This is a genomic window from Mesorhizobium sp. M0052 (genome assembly GCF_040323255.1).
Classification (GTDB): Bacteria; Pseudomonadota; Alphaproteobacteria; order Rhizobiales; family Rhizobiaceae; genus Mesorhizobium.
The window spans coordinates 58,498-82,628 of the sequence record NZ_JAMYUS010000016.1 but is presented as its reverse complement, the minus strand read 5'-3'; the positions used below and the strand labels follow the sequence as shown (position 1 = coordinate 82,628).

The 24,131-nt window shown below is 62.6% G+C and carries 20 protein-coding genes and 1 pseudogene; 12 read left to right on the top strand and 9 right to left on the bottom strand.

Translation table 11 applies throughout. The annotated features are described in order from the left end of the window. Nucleotides 1-47: 47 nt before the first annotated feature. On the top strand, nucleotides 48-1,235 hold the full coding sequence (locus tag NKJ77_RS21460) for an MFS transporter (protein WP_352535728.1): 1,188 nt from the start codon (nucleotides 48-50) through the stop codon (nucleotides 1,233-1,235). A 79-nt stretch (nucleotides 1,236-1,314) separates the two neighbouring features. After that, nucleotides 1,315-2,250: a bifunctional helix-turn-helix transcriptional regulator/GNAT family N-acetyltransferase gene (locus NKJ77_RS21455; RefSeq protein WP_352535727.1), complete on the top strand. Its 936-nt coding sequence runs from the start codon at nucleotides 1,315-1,317 to the stop codon at nucleotides 2,248-2,250. Between the two features lie 6 nt (nucleotides 2,251-2,256). Here NKJ77_RS21455 and NKJ77_RS21450 read toward each other — a convergent pair whose 3' ends face one another. Beyond that, nucleotides 2,257-3,087: an AraC family transcriptional regulator gene (locus NKJ77_RS21450; protein WP_352445829.1), complete on the bottom strand. Its 831-nt coding sequence runs from the start codon at nucleotides 3,085-3,087 to the stop codon at nucleotides 2,257-2,259. 127 nt (nucleotides 3,088-3,214) lie between these two features. On the opposite strand from NKJ77_RS21450, the pseudogene NKJ77_RS21445 reads away from it, so the two are divergent. The 5 genes and pseudogenes from NKJ77_RS21445 to NKJ77_RS21425 all read left to right on the top strand — a co-directional run. Next, a pseudogene (locus NKJ77_RS21445) lies at nucleotides 3,215-3,423 on the top strand (iron chelate uptake ABC transporter family permease subunit); the annotation flags it as partial. A gap of 126 nt (nucleotides 3,424-3,549) precedes the next feature. Continuing rightward, the gene (locus NKJ77_RS21440; protein ID WP_023705728.1) at nucleotides 3,550-4,020 is read left to right on the top strand and encodes a MarR family winged helix-turn-helix transcriptional regulator; all 471 of its coding nucleotides are present in this window, start codon (nucleotides 3,550-3,552) and stop codon (nucleotides 4,018-4,020) included. Beyond that, nucleotides 4,017-5,210, top strand: a complete 1,194-nt coding sequence (locus NKJ77_RS21435) for an HlyD family secretion protein (RefSeq protein ID WP_352535726.1) — start codon at nucleotides 4,017-4,019, stop codon at nucleotides 5,208-5,210. Before NKJ77_RS21440 ends, NKJ77_RS21435 begins: the two co-directional genes overlap by 4 nt. 349 nt (nucleotides 5,211-5,559) lie before the next feature. Further along, nucleotides 5,560-7,095: a DHA2 family efflux MFS transporter permease subunit gene (locus tag NKJ77_RS21430; RefSeq protein WP_023671527.1), complete on the top strand. Its 1,536-nt coding sequence runs from the start codon at nucleotides 5,560-5,562 to the stop codon at nucleotides 7,093-7,095. Nucleotides 7,096-7,429: 334 nt separating this feature from the next. Next, nucleotides 7,430-10,048 (top strand): EAL domain-containing protein, encoded by a 2,619-nt coding sequence (locus NKJ77_RS21425; protein ID WP_245263080.1) that lies wholly within the window; start codon nucleotides 7,430-7,432, stop codon nucleotides 10,046-10,048. 29 nt (nucleotides 10,049-10,077) lie between these two features. On the opposite strand, the gene NKJ77_RS21420 is transcribed toward NKJ77_RS21425, so the two are convergent. From NKJ77_RS21420 to NKJ77_RS21405, 4 genes are all read right to left on the bottom strand, one after another. After that, a complete protein-coding gene (locus NKJ77_RS21420) occupies nucleotides 10,078-10,608 on the bottom strand; it encodes a CAP domain-containing protein (RefSeq protein ID WP_023671529.1) in 531 nt (176 codons plus the stop codon). 146 nt (nucleotides 10,609-10,754) lie between these two features. Next, complete coding sequence (locus NKJ77_RS21415) at nucleotides 10,755-11,387, bottom strand: LysE family translocator (RefSeq protein ID WP_023671530.1); 633 nt, start codon at nucleotides 11,385-11,387, stop codon at nucleotides 10,755-10,757. Between the two features lie 159 nt (nucleotides 11,388-11,546). Next, nucleotides 11,547-13,520 (bottom strand): TadE/TadG family type IV pilus assembly protein, encoded by a 1,974-nt coding sequence (locus NKJ77_RS21410; RefSeq protein ID WP_352535725.1) that lies wholly within the window; start codon nucleotides 13,518-13,520, stop codon nucleotides 11,547-11,549. Nucleotides 13,521-13,773: 253 nt separating this feature from the next. Beyond that, the gene (locus NKJ77_RS21405) at nucleotides 13,774-14,802 is read right to left on the bottom strand and encodes a pilus assembly protein TadG-related protein (protein WP_352535760.1); all 1,029 of its coding nucleotides are present in this window, start codon (nucleotides 14,800-14,802) and stop codon (nucleotides 13,774-13,776) included. Between the two features lie 429 nt (nucleotides 14,803-15,231). On the opposite strand from NKJ77_RS21405, the gene NKJ77_RS21400 reads away from it, so the two are divergent. Together NKJ77_RS21400 and NKJ77_RS21395 are read left to right on the top strand one after the other, a co-directional pair. After that, the gene (locus NKJ77_RS21400; protein ID WP_023832838.1) at nucleotides 15,232-16,092 is read left to right on the top strand and encodes a TIGR01459 family HAD-type hydrolase; all 861 of its coding nucleotides are present in this window, start codon (nucleotides 15,232-15,234) and stop codon (nucleotides 16,090-16,092) included. Between the two features lie 9 nt (nucleotides 16,093-16,101). After that, nucleotides 16,102-17,085, top strand: a complete 984-nt coding sequence (locus NKJ77_RS21395; protein ID WP_023682976.1) for a bifunctional riboflavin kinase/FAD synthetase — start codon at nucleotides 16,102-16,104, stop codon at nucleotides 17,083-17,085. 29 nt (nucleotides 17,086-17,114) lie between these two features. Here the strand turns inward: NKJ77_RS21395 and NKJ77_RS21390 are convergent, their stop codons facing one another. From NKJ77_RS21390 to NKJ77_RS21375, 4 genes are all read right to left on the bottom strand, one after another. Beyond that, complete coding sequence (locus NKJ77_RS21390; protein ID WP_352535723.1) at nucleotides 17,115-17,669, bottom strand: HdeD family acid-resistance protein; 555 nt, start codon at nucleotides 17,667-17,669, stop codon at nucleotides 17,115-17,117. Nucleotides 17,670-17,797: 128 nt separating this feature from the next. After that, nucleotides 17,798-18,211: an MAPEG family protein gene (locus NKJ77_RS21385; RefSeq protein WP_023671536.1), complete on the bottom strand. Its 414-nt coding sequence runs from the start codon at nucleotides 18,209-18,211 to the stop codon at nucleotides 17,798-17,800. A 12-nt stretch (nucleotides 18,212-18,223) separates the two neighbouring features. Then, nucleotides 18,224-18,706, bottom strand: a complete 483-nt coding sequence (locus NKJ77_RS21380) for an SRPBCC family protein (RefSeq protein WP_023730459.1) — start codon at nucleotides 18,704-18,706, stop codon at nucleotides 18,224-18,226. Next, entirely contained in the window at nucleotides 18,703-19,008 is a 306-nt protein-coding gene (locus NKJ77_RS21375) for an ArsR/SmtB family transcription factor (RefSeq protein WP_023832839.1), read from the bottom strand. The genes NKJ77_RS21380 and NKJ77_RS21375 overlap by 4 nt, the downstream gene beginning before the upstream one ends. Nucleotides 19,009-19,220: 212 nt before the next feature. On the opposite strand from NKJ77_RS21375, the gene NKJ77_RS21370 reads away from it, so the two are divergent. The 3 genes from NKJ77_RS21370 (at nucleotide 19,221) to NKJ77_RS21360 (ending at nucleotide 24,117) form a co-directional block, all read left to right on the top strand. Next, nucleotides 19,221-20,024: a MipA/OmpV family protein gene (locus tag NKJ77_RS21370; RefSeq protein WP_023824511.1), complete on the top strand. Its 804-nt coding sequence runs from the start codon at nucleotides 19,221-19,223 to the stop codon at nucleotides 20,022-20,024. A gap of 235 nt (nucleotides 20,025-20,259) precedes the next feature. Further along, nucleotides 20,260-23,232 carry an isoleucine--tRNA ligase gene (ileS, locus tag NKJ77_RS21365; RefSeq protein WP_023832841.1) on the top strand — a complete coding sequence of 991 codons (2,973 nt, stop codon included), beginning with the start codon at nucleotides 20,260-20,262 and terminating at the stop codon, nucleotides 23,230-23,232. A gap of 201 nt (nucleotides 23,233-23,433) precedes the next feature. Then, nucleotides 23,434-24,117, top strand: coding sequence for a hypothetical protein (locus tag NKJ77_RS21360; RefSeq protein WP_023832842.1), 684 nt, complete (start codon nucleotides 23,434-23,436; stop codon nucleotides 24,115-24,117). The last annotated feature ends 14 nt before the right edge of the window (nucleotides 24,118-24,131 follow it).

The following is a 24,131-nucleotide window of genomic DNA, read 5'->3' as shown; positions in this document are numbered from 1 at the left end:
AGACTGTCAGTTTTTTTGCCGACAGGCAAGGACGTTGGGAGGCGACCGTGACTTCTGCTGGTAACGCCGATGCCGGGAACGGCGACTGGCTGGTCGGCAACCCGACTGGGGCGCAGCTCGCCTCGGCATTGTGGATCGGCTCGGTCGGCCTGCTGATTCTCGGGCTGCAGCCGGTGCTTCTCGGCGCGCTCTACACCGAAGGGCATGTCAGCGGTGACGAACTCGCGCTGGTCGCCACGGCGGAGATGATCGCCATCGGCATCGGATCGGCGGTCATCGCCATGATGCTGTCCGCCCACAATATGCGCTCGAAAAGTGCCTGCCTTTTGCTCTTGCTGGCGCTGGCTAACTGCGCGACCGCCTATGCGCTGACCTCGACCTCGCTGATTGCCGCGCGCGCGGTGGCGGGCCTAGCCGAGGGTGGGCTGGTGGCGGTCGCCACGGAACTGATCGCCCGTTCGCGCCGGGCCGAGCGCATCGGCGGCTTCTTCGTCACCCTTCAGACCCTGGCGCAATGCGCGCTGGCACTTTTGCTGGCCCTCTACATCATCCCGGCCGCCGGATCGGCAGGCGGCTTCATCGTCCTTGCCGTCGTCTGCATCGCTTCGGTGGCGGTCGCCTTCATCGTCCCCGATAGCTATGCCGACCTGCCCAAGGAGGAACAGTTCAGCAATGTGCTGACCGTTCCTTCGCTTGCCGCTTTGCTGTGCGTCTTCTGCTACTTTATGTTCTTCGGCTCGGTCTGGGCGTTTCTCGAGCCGCTTGGCGCACAATACGGCATCGATGGCCGCAGCGTCGGCCTGATCGTCTCGGCCAGCCTCGCATTGCAGGTGCTGGGCGCAATGACGGCTACCGTCTTCGAGGCGCGTATCGACTACCGCTTCGCCATCGTGGCGATCGGCGTGGTCGCCGTCGCCAGTTCCGTGGTGCTCGCCGGCAGCCCCGGCCTAACGGTTTTCTGGGTCGCGGCCTTGATCATGGGCTTCATCCTTCTGTTCATCGTGCCCTATCAGATCCGGCTGGCGATCACCGCCGACGAGACGCGCACGGCCGTGCTTCTGGTGCCGGCGGCCCAGCTTTTCGGTCTGGCGATCGGCCCGGTCGCGGCATCGCTGCTGATCGACGGCAAGGATTTTCGGCCGGTGCCGGAATTTGCCGCCGCCAGTGCTGCGGCCAGCGTCGTGCTGCTCGGCCTGTTCGTCCTGATCGCACGGCGCCGCCGCGCCATCGCCTGAGACACGACCGGGGGAGCATCTCCTCGATACTTGACTAAGTCAAATAAATGACCGATCGTTGATGGGCAGGAGGCTTCCCATGACGATCCATCATCAACCCGGCAAGGAGCGCATCGACGCGGTGCGGGCTTTCAACCGCTTCTACACCCGCCAGATAGGTCTGCTCGACGAAGGCCTGCTGAAAAGCGCCTTCTCGCTGACCGAGGCGCGGGTGCTCTACGAACTGGCGCATCGCGATGGCCTGACCGCCAGCGATCTCATCCGCGATCTCGGCCTCGACGCCGGTTATGTCAGCCGGCTCCTGAAGAAGTTCGAGCACCTGCAGCTGATTGCGCGCGCGCCGCTGGCGTCGGATGCGCGGCAGTCGTCGATCACGCTGACGCCGGTGGGGCGGCAGGCCTTCGCGCCGCTGAACCGGGCTTCGCACGACCAGGTCGCGGCCTTGCTGGAGCGGCTTCCTGCTGCCGAACAGGACCGGCTGGTCAAGGCCATGCAGACGGTGCAGCAACTCCTGGGCGACAGCCCGGAGTCCAAAGTGCCGTATATGCTGCGCCCCTTGCAGGTCGGCGACATCGGCTGGGTGGTGCGCCGCCAAGGACAGATCTACGCACAGGACTATGGCTGGGACGAAACCTACGAGGCGCTGGTCGCCGAAATCCTCGGCGCCTTCGTAAAATCCTTCGATCCAGAATGGGAACGCAGCTGGATTGCCGAACGGCAAGGGGAGGTGGTCGGCTCGGTCTTCGTCGTGCGCAAATCCGACGCGGTGGCGAAGCTGCGCCTGTTCTATGTCGAACCATCGGCGCGCGGCCTCGGCATCGGCAAGCGGCTGGTTCAGGAGTGCATCGGCTTTGCTCGTGCCAAGGGCTACACGACGCTGACCCTGTGGACCAACGACATCCTGACCGCCGCCCGCCACATCTACGAGAGTGCCGGCTTCAGGCTGGTGGACGAAGAGCGCCATCACGCCTTCGGCAAGGATCTGGTCGGCCAGAACTGGAACCTGGAGCTGTAGCGGCGTTCAGGCCACCGGGACCCATATCTCCAGTCCGCCATTGCCGCTGCGCGGATCGAACTCCGGGCCGTAGCGCTCGAATTCGGGGCCGTCGGCTATATCGTGCCCCGAGGCCGGCAGCCATTTGTTCCAGATCGTGTTGACGGTGCGGCGGATGGTGGAGATGTGCTCGGCATGGGTGAACACGGCGTATTTCTGCGCCGGCACCCGCACCCGCGAAAGCTCCTTCGGCAGGTCCGAGAAATCCGAAACTTCGACCCCGGCGATATAGTCGAAATTGCCGGCATCGTCGCCATTGACGCAGACGCCATAGGCGACGTCGCCGGTCTCGCCCGGGATGTTGCCGATATAGGGCCCAAAGCGTTGCCACTGCATCGGAATGGCCGCGCTGGTTTCGCAGCTGTAGCGCTCGCCGAGGCCGGCAATGAGGAAGGGACGGCCGGTCTCGAAGCGCGGCGGCGGCAGTGAGGCGAGGAAGGACTGGTCCATCATGATCGGCTCCACAAGGTCGAGATTGCTGAGGCTGCCCTGCGCGCGCACCAGTTCCGGCGTCGTGCCGAACTGATCGCGGAAGGCGCGGGTGAAGGCTTCGTGCGAGGCGTAGCCGGCATCGAGCGCGACCGCGAGGATGTCGGGCGCGCCGGAGGCCAGCTTGCGCGCCGCTTCGGTCAGCCGGCGCGCGCGCATATAGCCCATCACCGAACGGCCGGTGGCGGCGCCAAAGGCGCGCGTCACATGAAAGCGCGAGACGCCGCTGCTTTGCGCGACATCCTCAAGCGAGATCGCTTCCGGCAGATGGCTCTCGACAAACCACAGCGCTTTCTCGGTCGGGTTCATAGGTCTCCTCGCATTTGGCGGCACATTTTGTCGGCTTTTGCGAGGCCAGTTTGATCGAAATTGCGCCTGTCGTAAAATCGAAGGGCGCTGGTCGACTGTGGCAGGTCACCATCGTGGAAAGCCGCTGCTGGGCGGCCTCGGCCTGGCTCGCTGGGACAATATCTGGGCGCGCTGGGTGCGGGCACCATCCTTGCCTATGCCCTGTGGAACCACCGCCGGCTCGATGCCTTCCCCGCCGGCGAAAATGCCGCCGAAAGCCTAGGTGTGCCAGTGGCGGGGACGCGCATGACGACCTTTCTCCTCGCGGCGTTCTCGACGGCAATTCACGTCACGGTCGGGAGGTCATCCGCAACCGTCATTGACTGTGCCATGACCGCATCTGCATGGCTGCCATCCCTCTTTTTTGGCTCTGGCGCAATGCGGCGCCTTGAATGGTAAGCACGCTTATAATATATACCGCTCATGGTTTCCGACGGCATAGATAGATTGGGCTTTTTGATCCACGACGTGCAGCGCCTCATGCGCAAGCGCTTCGAGGCGCGCGCCAGCGGTCTTGGCCTTTCCTCGGCACAATGGCGGCTTCTGGTTCGCGTCGCCAAGGAGGCCGGCGTCGCCCAGGCTCGCCTCGCCGAACTTCTCGAAATCGAGCCGATCAGCGTTTCACGCCTCGTCGACCGGATGGAGGAGGGCGGCTGGATCGAACGGCGCTCCGATGCAACTGACCGGCGCGTGCGCATGATCTTCCCGACAGCCAAGGCGAACGCGGCCTATGCCGAGGTCAAAAGCCTTGCTGGCGAAGTTTATGAGGAATCGCTGGTCGGCGTTTCGCCGGACGACCGCCGCGTCCTTATCCGGGCGCTGGACACCATCGTGCAAAACCTGGCGGACGGCGAGACGTCGTCCTTGAAGAGTACGGAAGGGGCAGCAGCATGAACGCGGCAGCCAAGCTGGACGAGAATGTAACCAAGATCGAGACGCCGGCAAAGCCGGCCGCCGAAGCGCCTGCACAGCCGGCCGCAGCACCTGTCGCGGTGGCTCCCCCGGTTCAACCCGCTCCGGCTCCGGTCAAGAAGCGCCGCCTCGGCCGCTTGCTGCTGATGGTCGCCCTGCCGGCCGCGCTGGCCATTGGTGGCGGTTATGTCTGGGTGACCGGCGGCCGCTATCAGGAAACCGAGAACGCCAATTTGCAGCAGGCCAAGGTGTCGATCGCCTCGGACACCGCCGGACGCATCGTTCAGGTCGGCATCTCGGACAATCAGCAGGTCAAGCAGGGCGATGTGCTGTTTGCCGTCGACCCCGAGCCCTACCGGATTGCATTGGCGCAGGCCGACGCGGCGGTCGCAGTCGCACGCGTCGGTATCGAACAGCTGCGCGCCGCCTACAGCCAGGCGCTGGCGCAGGAAAAGTCCGATGCCAGCCAGGTCGACTACGCGCAGTCGCAGTATGACCGCGCCGCCGACCTTGCCCAGAAGGGCATCAACGCCAAATCGTCGCTGGACGAGGCCAAGAACGATCTCGACAAAGCCAGGCAGCAACTGGCCGTTGCCGAGCAAGGCATCATCAGCGCCAAGGCGGCTCTCGCCGGCAATCCCGATATCGAGACCGACAAGCATCCGACGGTGATGGCCGCACTCGCCGCGCGCGACAAGGCCGCCTACGATCTGGCGCAGACCACGGTCAAGGCGCCGGCCGACGGCGTCATCAGCCAGGCCTCCTCGTTCAAGATCGGCCAGTATGTCGGTTCCGGCACGCCGCTGTTTGCGCTGGTCGAGACCGGCGACACCTGGATCGATGCCAATTTCAAGGAAACCCAGCTTACCCACATGAAGCCTGGCCAGAAGGCCGAGGTCGTCGTCGACACCTATCCGGGCAGAACTTTCGAGGCCACCGTTAAGGCGATCGGCGCCGGCACCGGGGCGGAGTTTTCGCTGCTGCCAGCTCAAAACGCGACCGGCAACTGGGTCAAGGTCACGCAGCGCATTCCGGTGCGCCTGGAGCTGACCGATGCCGACGCCAAAATGGCGCTGCGCACCGGCATGAGCGCCTCGGTTACGGTGGATACCGGCGTTGCCCGCGGCTTCCCCGCTATCTTCGGCCACGCCACCGCAGGCGAAGCACAATAGACTGTGAATGGACCGTGATCTCGAAAAGCAGGAACACGGCCCGGCAGAACGCCCGCCGCAGGCGAGGTGAAGTTGAGATGACAGGATCGGTCCGACGGCAGGTTGAACGAGGGGTGGATTGGACCGGGCCGCATCGCGGCCTGCCCAGAACCTGGACCATCTCGGCGCCCATCCTTCGGACCTTGGATTTCCGGGCGGCAAGCGCCTGATGTGTCGAGACCTTCGATCGATGTAACCCCCACATCGATAGATCGCGTCCCACCGCGATGAGGGTCTCTTCACCAGAGAAGGCCTCGCCGCCCGGAAACCTAATGTACACGTTTTTGTAACCTGTCGGAAGTTCCGCATCATGACCACACCAGAACCTTTCAAGGAAGTGCCGCATCGCGGCCTGATCACCGTGGCGCTGATGCTGGCGACGGTCATGCAGGCGCTCGACACCACGATTGCCAATGTCGCGCTGCCGACCATGACCGGCGACCTCGGCGCGTCGCCCGACAACATAAACTGGGTGTTGACCTCCTACATCGTTGCCGCCGCGATCATGACGCCGGTGACCGGCTGGCTGGCCGACCGCTTCGGCCGCAAGGAACTGTTCCTGGCGGCGGTTGTAGGCTTCACCGTGTTCTCGATGCTGTGCGGCATTGCCTGGAGCCTGGAGAGCATAGTGTTCTTCCGGCTGATGCAGGGCGTGTTCGGCGCAGCCATCGTGCCGCTGTCGCAGACCTTCCTGCTCGACATCAACCCCAGGGAACGCCACGGCCAGGCGATGGCCATCTGGGGCGCCGGCATCATGCTGGGGCCGATCCTGGGTCCGACGCTGGGCGGTTGGCTGACCGAGAATTTCAACTGGCGCTGGGTGTTCTTCATCAATTTGCCGGTCGGCATCATCGCCTTCCTCGGCATGGCAGCCTATTTGCCGGTCGTTGCCCGGCGGATCCGCAGCTTCGATTTCTTCGGTTTCGCCATGATTTCGCTCGGCGTCGGCGCGCTGCAGCTGCTGCTCGACCGCGGCGGCGAGGTCGACTGGTTTTCCTCGGTCGAAATCTGGATCGAGCTTGCTCTTTCGATCACCGGCTTCTGGGTTTTCATCATCCATACACTGACGGCGGAACGTCCTTTCATCGACCCCAAGATCTTCCTCGACCGCAATTTCGTCACCGGTCTGGCTTTCATCTTCGTCATGGGCGTGCTGATCCTGGCCTCGATGTCGCTGCTGCCGCCGATGCTGTCGACCATCTTCGGCTATCCGACCGTCACCATCGGCGTCGTCCTGGGGCCGCGCGGTGTCGGCACGATGATTTCGATGCTTGTCGTTGGACGGCTCATGAGCAGGATCGACGCCCGCATCCTCGTCGTCATCGGCTTTCTGCTCACCGCGCAGTCGCTCTACACCATGTCCTCCTTCACGCCGCAGATGGACAATTGGCTGATCCTCAGCTCCGGCGTCATCCAGGGCCTGGGCATGGGCATGGTGTTCGTGCCGCTGTCCACGGTGGCCTTCGCTACGCTCGACGTGCGCTTCCGCACCGACGCCACGGCCCTGTTCAGCCTGGTTCGAAATCTCGGTTCGTCGATCGGTGTGTCGGTGGTGACGGTTCTCATGGTGCGCAACACGCAGGTCAATCACACCGAACTGTCGGCTTTCATCAACCCGTTCAACCCCAATTTGTGGGCGGCCTCGCCGGCGGCAGCAGGCGGCGATCCGACGGCACTTTCGCAGGTGGACCGCATGGTCAACATCCAGGCGATGATGATCTCCTACGTCAACGACTTCAAACTGCTGATGGTGATGACGCTGGTTGCCATTCCGTTTGTCTTCCTGCTGCGCAAGCCGAAGACCGCTCCGGCCGGCGCGGCAGCTCCTGCCGCGCATATGGATTGAGGCGGGCGCCGGTAGCGCTGGCAGCAAGCTGGTTGCCCCTGATGATTTGTTGCTCGGATGATCGTCAAAACCCGCGTGTGAAAAAGAATATCGATAATGAGCCGTTGGAAGTTGATTTGAAATGACATTTGCACCTTTGGTATCTGGTTGCTGACGCCTCCAATTCCGTTACAGTTCATCTTGAATTAGCACATCTGTAACATTGTCAGTCGACTTTCGTCTGGCACGACAGAGGCCCTTTCTTGTTTCAGGTGCCAAACCGGAGGAGGTCTGTTTGGTCACGAAGTCATCCAGAAGATCCGTCGGGGCGCGCGGGCCGGTGGGCGTAGCCGCATTGGCAAGACTGGCTGACGTTTCCTACGATACGCTCGAGGGAGAACTTCGCACGACCATTGCGGGTCTCGAAGGGCAGACCCTGCGCTTCGAGACTGCGATCGAGAATATTTCGCAAGGCATCTGCTTTTTCGATGCCGATGAACGGCTGATCCTGAGCAACCGGCGCTATGCGGAAATCTACCGCATTGCGCCCGAGGAATTGCGGCCTGGCGTGACACTGAGCGAAATCGTCGAACGCCGCGTCGCCGCCGGCACGGCGGCGACGGCCGCCGACACCTATCTCGCAACGGCTCGCTCGATCAATTCGGGCAAGGCTTCGCGGCTCTGGACCGCCAAACTTGTCGATGGTCGCACAATCCAGATCCGTAACCAGCCCATGCCCGATGGCAGTTGGATCGCCACGCATGAGGACATCACTGAACTCCTCGCCAATCGGCAGATCGTCGACGAGCGCATTTCGCTGCAGGCGCTGATCGACTGGGTGCCCGATTACCTCTGGGTCAAGGATACGCAAAGCCGTTTCGTCGTGGTCAACAGCGCCCTTGCGACCGATAGCGGCCGCAACAAGACCAGCGACATGATCGGTTTGACCGATTTTGATCTCCACCCCCCGGAAGTTGCGCGGAAATTTCGCCTGGTCGAGCAGCGCCTGCTCAAGAGCGGACAACCAATGATCGACGCGGAAGAGTTTGTCGTCGATGCGTCGGGGAACGGCAAATGGCTTTCGTCGACGAAGGTGCCGTTGCGCAATCGCCAAAATGAAATCTTCGGCCTGGTTGGCATTGCCCACGACATCACCGCCCGCAAGCAGGCGGATGTCCTTCGCAGCGGGCAGGCGCAGATCCTCGAAATGATTGCCACGAGCGCGCCGCTGGAGGACGTGCTCGACCGCCTCATGCGCTTCGTCGAGGCTCAGTTGAAGGGGATATTCGGTTCCGTCCTGCTGCTCGACAAGGACGGCATTCATTTGCGTCACGGTGCGGCGCCGGGCCTGGCGAAAGCCTATACGAGCGCCATCGATGGGGCGGCCATCGGTCCCAAGGTGGGATCCTGCGGAACCGCCATCTACCGGCGGGAACCGGTCATTGTTACCGATATTCTGCAGGATCCGCTTTGGGACGATTACCGCGAACTGGCGGCACCCCATGGCTATCGTTCGTGCTGGTCAACCCCGATCCTGTCGCATCGGGGCGTCGTGTTGGGCGCCTTTGCCATGTATTCGATGACCGTGCGCGAACCCACCCATGCCGAGACCCGCCTGATCGAGTTCACCACACACATTGCCGGCATCGCGATCGAGCGCAAACTGGCGGAAGACCAGATCCACTTCATGGCCAACCATGATGCGCTGACCGGCCTGCCCAATCGCGCTTTGCTGGAGGATCGGCTTTCCCAGGCGGTCCTCTACGCGCAGCGATACAATCGCTGGATGACGGTAGTGTTCATCGATCTCGACAATTTCAAACTGGTGAACGATACGTTTGGCCACAATGCCGGCGACGAACTCCTCAAGACCGTCGCCAGCCGTTTGGTTGGATGCGTGAAGGCCACCGACACCGTCGTGCGGCTTGGCGGCGACGAATTTGTCATCGTCCTGTTCGACCAAACCACCAATGTCGATGTGGTCTCGGAAACCCTGCAGACGATCAGGGATGCGATCGCGGAACCGGTTCTTGTCGGAGAGCATCGGCTGAGAACGACGGCCAGCATCGGCATCGCAAATTACCCGAAGGACGGGACCAGCCCGGATACGCTGTTGGCCAATGCCGACGCCGCCATGTATCGCGCCAAGGAATTCGGCCGCGACAATTTCCAGTTCTATGCCCCGGAGTTCAACTCAACGGCACATGAAAAATTCCTGCTTCAGGAGGAATTGCGAAACGCGCTCGCCCGGTCGGAATTCGCTCTGCATTATCAGCCACAGGTGGATCTGCGATCGGGGCAGGTTTTCGCCGTCGAAGCGCTGGTGCGCTGGAACCACCCGACGCGAGGCCTGGTTTCGCCGGCGATGTTCATCCCGACCGCCGAGGAGACCGGGCTGATCGTGCCGCTCGGCGACTGGATCCTGCACGAAGCCTGCCGGCAGAACAAAGCCTGGCAGCGCGCCGGTCTGTCGCCCGTAACCGTCTGCGTCAACGTGTCGGCGCGGCAGTTCCGGGAGAAGAACCTGATCGACCGCGTCGTCAACGCATTGAAGGAAAGCGGCCTGGAGGCGAGGTATCTCGAGCTCGAAGTGACGGAAAGCCTGATCATGCAGGATTTCGAGCTGGCGGTCGCAACGATGAACGGACTGCAAAAGCTCGGCGTGCAGATATCGATCGACGATTTCGGAACAGGCTATTCCAGTCTCAGCGCTCTCAAGACGTTTCCGGTGGCGCGGCTGAAGATCGACAAGTCCTTCATCAACGATCTCGCGACCGACGAGAACGATCAAGCGGTCACCGGCGCCGTGATTTCCCTGGGGCAGAAGTTGAACCTTCGGGTGCTGGCCGAAGGTGTCGAAACGGAAGACCAGGTCGCCTTCCTGCGCAAGAACAATTGTGACGAGGTGCAGGGCAATTATTTCAGCAAACCCCTGTCGGCTGGGGATATCGGCGAGCTGATCGCGAAAGGCTGACGGCTGGCTCGCGCCGTAACCGCTGGCTGCTATTTTCCGAGCACCAGGCTCCAGTAGCGGATGGCGCTGTCGCGTCCGTCGCGTACATAGGCGAGGCCGAAGCGGCTGAAATCCGGATCGAGCATGTTGCGGCGGTGGCCGGCCGAATGCATCCAGATGTCGAACAGTTTCTGCTGGTCGAAGCGGCCCTCGGCGATGTTCTCGGCGGCGGCGCCCCGCACCCCATTGTCCTTCATCCGCGACGCGAAATCCTTTCCCCAGCCCGTCGTGTGGCTCATGCGTTCGCGTGAGGCCATATAGCCGGCCTGCTGCCGAGCGGCCTGCTCGAGCTGGGCGTCCGGCACCAGCGCCGGCAGTCCGGCCGAAGCTCGGATGCCGGCCAGCGTCGCGGTGGCCGAGGACGACACACCGGCGCCTTCGCCGGTCGGCACCGAGACCGTACTGCAAGCAGCGAGGCCGGCCATGGCTGCAAGGCCGATCAGCAGCAGGCGCCTGTTTGGTTTTGGACTTGCTGCGCCAGAGCGGGTTTGCGCGAGCGGATGATTGGTGGTGCAGATCATTGTCATGCCTGCCTGACTTAGCCGCGATCATGGCTTTTGCCGGGCAGGGCTGCGAAAATCTCAATCGCTGGCCTCCGTGCAGGTTCGGCCGGCCGATTCGAATGGGAAGGTCGGCGGCCGATGTAGTCTCGGCGCGCTGCGTCCGATCAGCGTTGCGCGTCGGTCGCCATTTTAAGCGCCAGCGCGGCGAGCACCGTGCCCATCATCCAGCGCTGGATGACCATCCATAGCGGCCGTCCGGCAAGGAAGGTGGCGATCGAACCGGCCGTTACCGCGATGATGGCATTGGCGGTCAGGCTGATCGAGATCTGCGTGGCGCCGAGCACCAGAAGCTGCGACAGCACATGGCCGTTGCCCAGCGAGATGAACTGCGGCAGCAGCGACAGATAAAGCACCGCCACCTTGGGATTGAGGAGATTGGTCATCAGGCCCATCGCGAACAGCTTGCGCGGCCTGTCCTTCGGCAGTTCGCGCACCTGGAATGGTGAGCGCCCGCCGGGCCGCACCGCTTGCCAGGCGAGCCATAGCAGATAGAGCGCGCCGGCAATGCGCAGTGCGTCATAGGCAAACGGCACGGCAAGCAGCAGCGCGGTGATGCCCAGCGCTGCCGATACGACATAGAACAGAAAGCCGGCCGCCACGCCGCCGAGCGAGATCAGCCCGGCCTTCGGGCCTTGCGACAGCGAGCGCGAGATCAGGTAGATCATGTTCGGCCCGGGCGTCAGCACCATGCCCAGGCAGACCAGCGCGAAGGCGAGATGGTTGGCGGTTTCGGGCACTGGCAATCTCCGGGAAGCGGTGACGATACCCACCACGCGTTTTGACCTCACCGCAAGAGCATGATGGCCGGAGCCTTTGCGCCAGCGTCGAAAATTGGCGAAAGCGGCGAAGCCGCCAATTTCCCCCGCAAGGTGGGGGAAGATCAGCAGCTTCAACCCTCAGCTCACCACGCGCAGGTTCGAGAGCTCGTTGGCGATTTCCTTGAAATTGTCGGACAGCGTGGCGCCGGTCGCGTTCCAGAACAGTTTTGCAGGCTTGCTCGGGTCGGCCGGATCCTTGCGGAAGCGCGAGTCCGACGAGCACACCTTCAGTGCCTCCATCGCGCTCTTGTCGCCGGCGTCGGTCGTCGACATGTCGAGCGCCACCGTCATCACCATGATGTTGGCCGCCTTGGCGTTGTTGCACAGCGTCGCCATCTGCTCGTTGAGGGCGGCGGTGTAGTTGCTCGACGAATAGTTGAGCTGGCCGATGGCGCTCGACGTGCCGCCGAACAGGCGGGTGACCGCAGTGCCGTTGTAGCCGACGCCGGTATAGCCATAGGCGGCATAGGTCGACTTGTTGCCGGCGGGATCGCTGCTGGGCACCGCGTAGGTGTTCTCGCCGTCGGTGAGCACGATGACCACCTTGTCGTTGCCGCGCTCCGTCTCAGGACGTCCTCCTGTGAAAGGCTCCGTGCTGGAGACGGTGCGCCAGCCCCAGGCCATGCCCTCCGGCACATTGGTGAAGCCGTTCGGCGCCATCAGGTCGATCGCAGCCTTGATCTTGGTCAGCCCGGCGGTGTTGGAGACGTCGGTCAGCGGCGTGATCGGTGTCGTCGTGCAGCTGTAGTTAGGACCGGCACCGGCCGACAGCACCGGAGCATTGATCGGCCGCGGCTGGAAATACTTGGCCATGTTGGACTGCCTGGTCTTGCCGGAGGTGCTCGCCGGATCGTCGTTCCACCAGCTGTTGGCCGCGCCATAGGTCTTGGGGGCCACCTCGTCGGGGTCCTGCGTTATGTACCAATGATTGCCCGGCTCGTCTGGCGCGAACATCGGCACGAACATGGTCGCGGGATCGCCGACGCCGGTGCCGGTGTTGTTCGGTCCGCCGGAGGCCGGCGCGTCGGTGACATTATAGGGGTAGGGACGGACCTCGACGCAGCCCTGCCAGCTGGCGAACGGTCCGTATGTGTCGTTGTAGTCGTATTCGTTGTGGCTGTCCGAGCATGTATGATTGGCACGATATTTGTCGCAGACCACGCGTTTGCTGCCGACGATGCGCTCGTGGCTGGTGACCACCTTCATGTCGCGGTAGAGCGAGAAGCGGGTCAGCATCTGCCCCTCCTGCTCACCCCAGCCAGTGCCTTTCTTGTACCAGATGCCGCCGATCTTCTGGGCATATTTGTCGGCTGCGTTAAGCGTGGACCAGGCGAAATTCTCATTGTGGATGGGCGACAGCCCGTAGGCGTCGATCCACGACGCGTTGTCGTTGCTGGCGCCGACATTGACCGAGGCGGCGAACGGCACAAGGCTGAACTGGACCGGCTTGTCGATCTGCTTGATCATCGCGGCCTGCAAGGCAAGCGTGTCGACGAGCTGCTTGGCGGCTTGCTTGAGAAGGTCGATGCGCTTTTGTCCGGCACCCGTGCCCGTGTTCGACATCGACCCCGAATTGTCGAGCACCATGGCCACTTCCAGCGTGTTCTTCAGCCGGACTTGCGAACACACGGAGTAGGTGACGTTTTCCGACGTCCTGCCGATCAGCATCGCCGCTGCCGGCAGGAAATAGGGCTTGTAGACCAGGCTGGCGCACAGCTTGACGATGCCGCCGCCGGTCGTGCTGCTGGGCAGCGTAACGCTGAGCGTCGTGTCGGCGGGATCGACGTGGTTGAGGTTTGCCTTGAAGAAGTCGAGCGCATAGGCCCGCAACTGGTCGTCGGTGGCGCCTTCCACCAGCCGGCGCGCTGTGGCGAAGTTGGCGGCGTCGAGCGCGTTGACCACCCTCTGCTTCTCGCTGACCACGCCGGTGTAGTCGACAGCCATTGCCACGCCGCCCATCAGTGGCACCATCGCCACAACGGTCATCAGAGCGTAATTGCCGCGGCGGTCACGCCAGAAGTCACGCCGGAATGTGCGCCAGAGTTCACGCATGTGATGTAAGCGGCCCCGCCTGCGGATTCTTCAATGCCGCCACAGTTTCACAAAACGTTGAAGGACGGGTTGGGGAAACTGCTCGATTGCGCGGATAGCGCTTCACGAGGCGCTAACCAGTTGGCGTCTCCAACTGGCTATGATGCTCACAGCAAGGCGGCGCGCGGCAGTCCGTATCGCGGCCACAGAATAGCCTCACGAGGCCATCATCCCTCTGAACTTTCGGATCGGTCATATTGCGGGCGGCAGCCCTCTATTGCGTCAGTACCGTCTCAGACGGCCGCTGGTTGTAATCGCACTTGCCCTGCACGGTGTAGAAGAAGTCGGCATTGGCAACCGGTGCCGGCACGGGGTTGCCGCCGTCTTCCCAAGCCTGATAGCCGGTCTGGCCGCAGGGAACGGAGGTAAAGATGTCGACTTTATTCCCGGTCGCCACTTCGGGCATGTCGGTGGCGCTCGGGCCGATGTAGAGGCGGTTTGACGTCAATGGATCGTTCGATTTCAGTATCTTCGGGTTTCCCGAGGGCACATTCATCTCGAGATAAAGCTCGTTGATCTGGCTGACATCGATTATCGCGCCGTCGCTGTTGGCAGGATACATCGTATTGGTGCAGGTCGTCAGGTATTTAGTGCTGCCGCTGGTCTGGGTGATGGCCCCTGCCGGAAGATTGTTGAAATTTTTCACGGTAGCGGTCTTGCACTCCTGCTTCTGGACCGTGGTGATGATGTCGGCGCCGCCCGCATTGGTGATCTTTTTGACGATGGTCGTACCATAGCCTTTCGGATCGCCAAAGCCGTTATAGGCGTACTCGATCGTCATCATCGGCTTGGCTGTGGTCGCGCCAAACTTGGTGCCGTAGAGGGTCATCGTCTTGCCCCAATGACCCGACACTTTGCTGACCTTGAATGTCGTCTCTACCAGCGCCGGCGTCTTGCGCACCGCCGAGTTCACGCCGATCTGCACCGTTTTGATATTGGCGATCGACATGAAGTCGGTCGGCATAGGATAGCTCGCCGAAGCGGTAAAGCTCGCGCTGCCGAAGGCGTCGATCGTCACGTTGTTAAGCGTTGCGGTGCCAAGGCCGCCATTGGCCTTATAGGACTGCTGCAGCATCGCCTCGCGATCGCCCTTGCTGGTGTTGGTCGGCATCGTCGTGATCGCCAGGATGCCCGCATCGAGCGCATTGCGCATACCGTCTTTGGTGTTCACGGCCGATGTGTAGTCGACCGAAAGGCCCACGGCGGCGATCAGCGGGATGATCAGCAACACGACCACAGGCATCATCGACCCATCGCGCGAACGAACCAACTGGCCGGCTGTTCTAGCTATTCCGGCATAGTTGCCGCGTCTGTCGTTCAGAAATCTGCGGATCATGCCTTCAGCACCCCTGCCAGGACCCCAATATCGGTCCGAAGATGCCCACAAAATCGTTAAATTTCAGGTTGCTGAAATGCGTTCAACATAGGCCCATCTTTTCAAGGCTCGTTAACCACTCGGCCCTGGTGATCAGCGGTGCGACATTGTTTCGATAGACCGAAGCTCGGAGTAGGGTGGTTCCTGCCTGTGCAACCTTCGATCAGCCCGTTGCGCAACAGCCTGGCACGTGCCGAAAAGCTGGTGACAGGATGAAACGCTTCGGTTAATGCGGGGCCGGTTGCGGCGGACCGTCGGCTGCAGCTCTCGCAATGATCGTCACAGCAGGTAAACGGCATGGCGGATTCGCCTGATATCATCGGCTCGCTCGCGGATTTGTCGGGCGCCTACTCGGCCATCCTGTGCGATGTCTGGGGCGTGATCCACAATGGCGAATGGCATTTTCCGGCGGCTGCCCAAGCGCTTGCCGCCGCGCGTGCGGCGAAGGTCCCGGTCGTCCTGATCACCAACTCGCCGCGCCGCAATGCCGATGTGGTGGTGCAGATGAATGCGATCGGCGTTCCCGCCGCCGCCTACGACCGCGTCGTGACCTCAGGCGATGTGACCCGCGACCTTATCGCCGAAGGCCCACGAAAAATCTTCCATATCGGCGCCGACCGCGATTTCACCCTCTATGACGGTCTGGACGTCGAGCTCGTCGAGGAGTTCGAGGCCTCCGGCGCGGTCTGCACCGGGCTGTTCGACGACGAGGTGGAAACGCCTGAGGATTACGCCGATCTGCTGCGCCGGCTGCGCGCCAGGAACCTGCCTTTCATCTGCGCCAATCCCGACATCGTGGTCGAACGCGGCGAGCGCATGATCTGGTGCGCCGGCGCCTTGGCGCGCGACTATGCCCAGCTTGGCGGCCGCACGCTGATCGCCGGAAAACCTTATGCGCCGGTCTATGACGTAGCGCTGCGGGAGGTTGCCGTGCTTCTCGGCCGAGACGTCGCGCGCACCGAGGTGCTGGCCATCGGCGACGGCATGATGACCGACGTCAAGGGCGCCGCCGACAACGGCATTGACGTGCTTTACGTCTCGGGCGGCATTCACGCGCGCGACTATGGCGATCCCATGCAGCCGGACCCCGCCAGGCTTGCAGCCTTTCTGCAAAAGCACGGCTACCGGCCGGTCGCCGTCATTCCGAGACTGCGGTAGGGTTGCTGCATGAGCGCAGCTTTCGAACACATTTCAGCAACCGCGCCGCTGCCGCCGCATTTGCGCGGCGGCGTGGTGGCGATCGGCAATTTCGACGGCGTCCATCGCGGCCACCAGGCGGTGCTCGATCGCGCGCTTGCCGAAGCCGGGCGGCGCGGCGTGCCGGCGCTAGTGCTGACCTTCGACCCGCATCCGCGCAAGGTGTTCAGGCCCGATATGCCGCTGTTCGTATTGACGCCGCCGCCGATGAAGGCGCGGCTGCTGTCGCATCTGGGCTTTGCCGCACTCGTCGAACAGCCGTTCACGCGCGCCTTTGCCGGCCTGTCGGCCGAGGCTTTCGTGACCGATGTGCTGGAGACGAACCTCGGCATCACCCATGCCGTCACCGGCTTCGATTTTCACTTCGGCAAGGACCGGCAGGGCGGTCCTGCGTTTCTGATGGCGGCAGGCGAGCGCCATGGTTTCGGCGTCACCCTGGTCGACGCCTTTCGCGACGAGGGCGCCGAGGTGGTGTCGTCGAGCCGTATCCGCGAGCTGCTCTGCGAGGGAGAGGTCGCCGAGGCCGCAGGCCTGCTCGGCTACCGCTTCACCGTCGAAAGCGAAGTGATCGGCGGCCAGCAGCTCGGCCGCACGCTCGGCTTCCCGACAGCCAACATGAGGCTTTCGCCGGAAACGACTCTGAAGGAAGGGATTTATGCCGTCCGCTTTCGCCGCGCCGACGGCACGCTCTATGATGGTGTCGCCAGCTTCGGGCGTCGCCCGACTGTCGACGACAATGGCGCGCCGCTGCTCGAAACCTTCGTCTTCGACTTTGCCGGCGATCTCTATGGCGAGATCTGCGACGTATCGCTCTTCGGCTTTTTGCGTCCCGAGGTGAAGTTCGATGGGCTCGATGGGCTGGTGGCACAAATGAAGCGCGACGAGGCGGAGGCGCGCGCGCTGCTGGCCGGCGTCAGGCCGCTTTCGGATCTGGACGGCGCCATCGCTTTTTGAGCCTTCCGGCCGCTTACCTCTTCAAGCCCCTACTTCTTCAACGCCAGTCCGAGAGCGATGAAGCTCCAGCCCTGGAAGATCAGGTCGATGGCCAGGAACAGGCCGAGCACCCACAGGCTGTTGACCGGCCAGCCCATGGCGATGGTCAGCCCCGCCAGCACGCTGATCAGGCCCGCCGCGACGACCCAGCCCCAGCCCTTTTCCGGTCGGTGGCTATAGCCGACCCAGGCCCTGAGCGCGCCTGAAGCGACCAGCGCCACCGCCAGCAGCAAGGTCAGCACCGTCGAGGCCAGAAGCGGATTGTCGAAGGCAAAGAAACCGGCAACGGCATAAAGTAGACCGCTGAGCAGCCAATAGAAGAAGCGACTCCAGGTCTTCACGCCGAAGGCATGCACGATCTCGATGATGCCGGCCATCAGCATCAGCCAGCCCACGACAGAGACCGAGGCGACGGTGGCGATGAACAGATTGCCGAAGGCAATGCCGCCGAAGATGAGCAGCAGCACCCCGAGCGCGACGAACCACCCCCATTTGTCCCGTGTCCGGCCGATCGCATCTTTCAGGGTATCACCGTGCAGGGTCATTGCTGCATCTCCTCGAAATCGCCTGGCACCTTGCCGGGAGGTTAGCCCCGGCTATAGCGGACGTCCAGCCGATGGCGACGGCTAGTAAATAAACAAAGCGTCGGTGGCTTGAAGTTCGCGCGTACGTGTCAATTTATGGCAGCCCACCCAGTCACAAGGACGAGGACAAGCGTGACGATCGCTCCAGAGACGTAGACGATCGTTCTGACACTGCCACCCTTGGCGGCATTGCCGCCGCGTAGGTAAACCCCCAGGTGAAGCAGGCGTATCGCCACATGAACCCAGACAATGGTCGCCAACGTGGCCGACCCAACGCCAACCATCATGGCCAGCACCGCCGGGACGACAAAAGGCGCCAGCGCCTCGACCGAGTTCATATGCACGCGGTCGATCCTGTAGAGGAGATTGGCGTCGTCGGCCGGGATCACCGGACCGGAAAGCGCTCCGGCAAATCCCTTGGACGAACCCGAGTAAACCGCCAGCGCGACTGACAAAAGACAGAGGATCAGTACACCGAGGATGCTTAGCCAATAGGGTTCCATAATTGTGCTCCTTCAGGTCACCTTGCTGGCAAAAAGATCTTGGAATCGCCTGAGATACAGCGGCCAGCCTCGATCACCGTCAATCCCAAAGCGCACGCCTTCCCAGCCTTCGCCATGACGTTCGAGATTGCGATGCTCGATCTCGACGCGGGTCCGGCTATTCGTCTCCGCCGTAAACCGGACTTCCCACTCGCTGGTCCTGTCCGGATTGGTCTCGATCTGCCATTGAGGGCTGATATCCCAACTCAGAAGCAGTCGGTTCGGCGGCTCGTAGGCCAGCACTCGTGCCCAGCGGCACTCGCTGCCATCCACACCGCGGTCGTAGACGTGACCGCCAACGCGGGGTTCGAAGATCGTCTCCGCGATCGGCACCGCAAGCAGGTTATGCTCTTTGGGTTTGAAACTGCCGAAGTCCTCGGTGAAGACCTTGAAGGCATGTGCGATCGGAGCCTCGACAAGGATGGAGTGCCTCACGGGCGGTTGATGTGTGCTCATTCCTGCTCCTTCAAGGGCTGTTCGACGAACACTTTGTAGGCCGCCAAGGTCTTGCTCCAGAACCGGTCGAGTTCGGCGCGCAGGCTGGCCAAGCCTTCCGGTTCGACCCGGTAGATGCGTTGCTTGCCTAGCCGTGTGTTGGCCACGAGGCCGGCGTCCTTGAGCACCTTCAGGTGCTGCGAGACCGCCGGCCGGGTGACAGGAAGCGCACGAGCCAATTCCCCGACCGAACAGGGTTGTTCGACCAGCAGTTCGAAGATCGTCCGCCTGGTCGGGTCGCCAAGCGCGGTCCATCTGTTCATGTTAGTCTGCACTAACGCGAATTTAGGCAACCTCGCTATTTCTGTCAAATCGCCACAGGCCCGGCGGCGCCCTGTTCAAATGGGCCACAGCGCAAAAAAACAGGGTCGCAGTTGCCGCCACTGCTGTAGATTTTAAGTCAAATTTTACCGAACCGGCGCCATGGCTTTGGCTGCCGGGTGTTCTCTCCGTTTGTTTCGCGTATGGGGTGATGATGCGTATTGTCTGGACGATTCCGCTGTTTCTCGCCTCGGCGCTGCTCACTGTGTCCACCGCCAATGCGGGCGAGGGTGCCTTCGGCTGGATGTCCGGCGACTGGTACCTGACGCTTGGCGCCACCGGCATGGTCGCGCCGAAATTCGAGGGCTCCAACAGCTATCTGCTCAGCGCATCTCCGATCATCTCGCTGGGCAAAGCCGGCCCGGCCGCGCGCTTTACCTCGCGCAACGACAACATCTCGCTGGCGCTGGTCGACGATGGCGGCGTCCGCGCCGGCCTGACCGGAAAATTCCTGTTTTCCCGCGACAGCAAGGATGAGCTCAAGGGCCTCGACCCGGTGCGCTGGGGCGGTGAGGTCGGCGGCTTCTTCGAAATCTATCCGACGGACTGGCTGCGCGCCCGCGCCGAACTGCGCCATGGCATTCGTGCCCATGATGGCTTTGTCGCCGACATCGCCGCCGATGCTTTCTACGACGTGACGCCGACTGTCAGAATTTCGGGCGGACCACGCGTGTCCTTTGCCTCGTCGGGCTATTTCGACTCTTATTATGGTGTCAACGCCAAGGAGGCTGCGGCCTCGGGCCTGAGCGAATACCATCCTGGCGGCGGCCTGAAATCGACCGGCCTTGGTGGCGCCATCACCTGGAAGGTGACCGATCCGATGACCGCCAGCCTGTTCGGCGAATATGCGCGCCTGATGGGCCCGGCCGCCGATTCCAGCCTGGTCAAGGAGCGCGGCGACCGTAACCAGTTCACGGTCGGCGTCTCGACCACCTATCGCTTCGACTTCGCGATGTAAGTGAATCGAACAAGAGACGCTTTATTCCTGCGGCTTTCTCGGCTAAAAGCCCGGCAATGACTAGCTTTTCGCGCCTTCGTGCGCTGACGATACGAATTACAGGCCCGGTGTTCCGGGCGGCCTGAGCGCCGCCGGAGCCGCCGGGGAGTTTTGCGCGCCCCCTCGCGCTTTTTCCAAATCATGATAGTTCACGCCCGAGCTTTTACGCCCGCCGGGCAATGCACATGGCAGACCAATGACCGACACTGTTGAAACGATCGACTATTCCAAGACGCTTTATTTGCCGCAGACGGATTTCCCGATGCGCGCCGGCTTGCCGGAAAAGGAACCGCTGCTGGTCAAGCGCTGGCAGGATATGGACCTTTACGCCAAGCTGCGCGAGGCGGCCGCCGGCCGCGAAAAATACGTGCTGCATGACGGCCCGCCCTACGCCAACGGCAACATCCATATCGGCCACGCGCTGAACAAGATCCTCAAGGACGTCATCACCCGCTCGTTCCAGATGCGCGGCTACGACTCCAATTACGTGCCCGGCTGGGACTGCCACGGCCTGCCTATCGAATGGAAGATCGAGGAACAGTACCGCGCCAAGGGCAAGAACAAGGACGAGGTGCCGGTCAACGAGTTTCGCAAGGAATGCCGCGACTTCGCCGCGAACTGGATCACGGTGCAGGGCGGCGAGTTCCAGCGGCTCGGCGTCGTTGGCGATTTCAAGAACCCCTATACGACAATGGCTTTCCACTCGGAGTCGCGCATCGCCGGGGAGTTGTTGAAGTTCGCCATGTCGGGCCAGCTCTATCGCGGCTCCAAGCCGGTAATGTGGAGCGTCGTCGAGCGCACCGCACTGGCCGAGGCCGAGATCGAATACCAGGACTATGAGTCCGACACGATCTGGGTGAAGTTCCCGATCGTCGGCGCTGGATCAGGAAGAACTGTCACGACACCCGAGTTGGGTGGCGCTTGGGAAGCTATCAAGGAACTGAGGGATGCCCACGTCGTCATCTGGACGACAACCCCGTGGACGATCCCCGGCAACCGTGCCGTCAACTATTCGTCACGGATCGGCTACGGCCTTTATGAAGTTACCGCAGCCGAAAATTCGTTCGGTCCACAGCCCGGTGAAAAGCTGATCTTTGCAGATGCGCTTGCCGAAGACTCTTCGGCCAAGGCCAAGGTCACCTTGAATCGCCTTCGCAGCGTTTCGGTCGAAGAGCTTGGAAGCCTTACACTTTCACATCCCTTCAAAGGTCTCGGCGGCGGCTACGAATTCGCCGTGCCGATGCTGGCCGGCGATCATGTCACCGACGACGCCGGCACCGGCTTCGTCCACACCGCGCCCGGCCATGGCCGCGAGGACTTTGATGCCTGGATGGATGCGGCATCGGATTTGCGCGCACGTGGCATCGACCCTGCCATCCCCTTCACTGTAGATGATGCCGGCTTCTTCACCAGGGACGCGCCGGGTTTTGGCCCGGATCGCGAAGGCGGGGCGGCGCGCGTCATCGACGACAACGGCAAGAAGGGCAATGCCAACCAGGCGGTCATCGACGAACTGATCAAGCGCAACGCGCTGTTCGCGCGCGGCCGGCTGAAGCACAGCTATCCGCACTCGTGGCGGTCGAAGAAGCCGATCATCTTCCGCAACACGCCGCAATGGTTCGTCTATATGGACAAGGACCTCGGCGACGGCACGACGCTGCGCAGCCGTGCGCTGAAGGCGATCGATGACACACGCTTCGTGCCGGCGGCCGGCCAGAACCGTATCCGCGCCATGATCGAGGAACGCCCGGATTGGGTCTTGTCGCGCCAGCGCGCCTGGGGCGTGCCGATCGCCGTCTTTGCCGACGAGGACGGCAATGTGCTGAAGGACGAAGCCGTCAACCAGCGCATCATGGACGCATTCGAGAGGGAAGGCGCCGACGCCTGGTTCGCTGCCGGCGCCAAGGAGCGTTTCCTCGGCAATCACGAGGCCTCCAAATGGAAGCAGGTGATGGACATCCTCGACGTCTGGTTCGATTCGGGCTCGACGCATGTCTTCACGCTGGAAGACCGTCCGGACCTGAAATGGCCGGCCGACGTCTATCTCGAAGGCTCCGACCAGCATCGCGGCTGGTTCCACTCCTCGCTGCTCGAAAGCTGCGGCACCAGGGGCAGGGCACCTTACGACACCGTCGTCACCCATGGCTTCACCATGGATGAGGAGGGGCGAAAGATGTCGAAATCGCTCGGCAACACCGTCGTGCCGCAAGACGTCATCAAGCAGTCCGGCGCCGACATTCTGCGGTTATGGGTGGTGACGACGGATTATTGGGAAGACCAGCGTCTCGGCAAGAACGTGCTGCAGACCAACATCGACGCCTACCGCAAGCTCCGCAACACCATCCGCTGGATGCTGGGCACGCTCGCCCATGACGATGGCGAGGAGGTGCCGCTGGACAAGATGCCGGAACTGGAGCGGCTGATGCTGCATCGGCTGGCCGAGCTCGATGAGGTCGTGCGCTCGGGCTACGACGCGTTCGAGTTCAAACGCATCACCCGCACTTTGCTCGACTTCATGGTGGTCGAGCTGTCGGCCTTCTATTTCGACATCAGGAAGGACGCGCTCTATTGCGAGGGACCCGCCAGCGTGAAGCGCAAGGCCTCGGTGCAAGTGGTGCGCCACCTCTTCGACTGCTTGGTGAAATGGCTGGCGCCGATGCTGCCCTTCACCACGGAAGAAGCCTGGCTCGACCGTCATCCGGATGCTGTCTCGCTGCATCTCGACCAGTTCCCCGAGATTCCGGCCGACTGGAAGAACGAGGCACTGGCGGAAAAATGGCGCAAGGTGCGGCAGGTCCGCCGAGTCGTCACCGGCGCGCTCGAGATCGCACGCGCTCAGAAGGTCATCGGTGCCTCGCTGGAAGCCGTGCCGGTCGTGACCCTCGACGATGCCGCGCTTGAAGCCGCGATCGCCGATGTCGACATGGCCGAAATGGCGATCACCAGCGATCTCGTCATCGCCCACGGCAAGGCGCCGGAAGGCGCCTTTGCGCTCGACGACGTCAGGGGTGTCGCGGTGGTGGTTGAAAAGGCCGAGGACCGCGGCTTGGTCAAATGCGCGCGCTCGTGGCGCTATACCGCCGATGTCGGGCAGGACGTGGAATTCCCCGACGTGTCTGCCCGCGATGCCGCCGTGCTGCATGAACTCAAGGCTCTGGGGCGTTTGTAAGCGCTCATAAGCCGGTGCACAAATGCCAGGGCGGGCGGGTGAAACCCGCCCGCGCGTTGCCCTTAACGAGTGGTTCAGCTAAACAGACGAAACTCCGGAAGACAAATTGTCGCCGGAATTCCGTCGCAAGAGCGTGGACGATGGGGACCGGACCTTCGGCCGGTGGCGATCGAGAGGCTGTCTAGAGTGGGACTTTTTGGCATGATCGACAGAACTTCCATGCGCGTTGCGCTGCTGGCGCCGCTTGTCGCGTCCGGCCTCGCTCTGTCCGGTTGCATGGGTTCGCCGACCTACGGCACCGACAAGACGGCTGGCGAGCAGCTTGCCGGCGACCTTTCCGGCGCCTTCGCCATCACGCCCAAGCACAAGGAACAGATCGACTACAGGCCGCGTCCGGAGCTGGTAAAGCCGGCGCCGGGGCAGAAGGAAGTGCTGCCGCCGCCGCAGGAAAGCATCGAGACGGCGAGCACCGATTGGCCCGAATCGCCCGAGCAGCGCCGCGCCCGCCTGCGTGCCGACGCCACTGCCCACCAGGACGACCCGTCCTATCAGTCGGGGATCGTCGATGACGTGCAGACCGATCCGGCTTCCGTGAAGAAGGCGCTGGCGGATTCGGGCTCCAGCCACCCGCCGGCCTGGTCGCCGAAGGATTCAGACAAGGGCCGCGCCGCCGAGATCCAGCGCCGCACCGCAGAGCAAAAGCAGGGCGACCCCAACACTCGCAGATATCTGAGCGAGCCGCCTCTGGCCTATCGAGCTGCCTCCGACACGGCGCCGCAGGGCGAACTCGGCGAGGATGAATACAAGAAGGAACGCCGCCTCAAGAAGGAAGCGGCCGCCAAGGGCAAGAGCGGCGGGCTCTTCGACTGGCTGCCCTCCTGGTAGGAACCGTCGCCTTC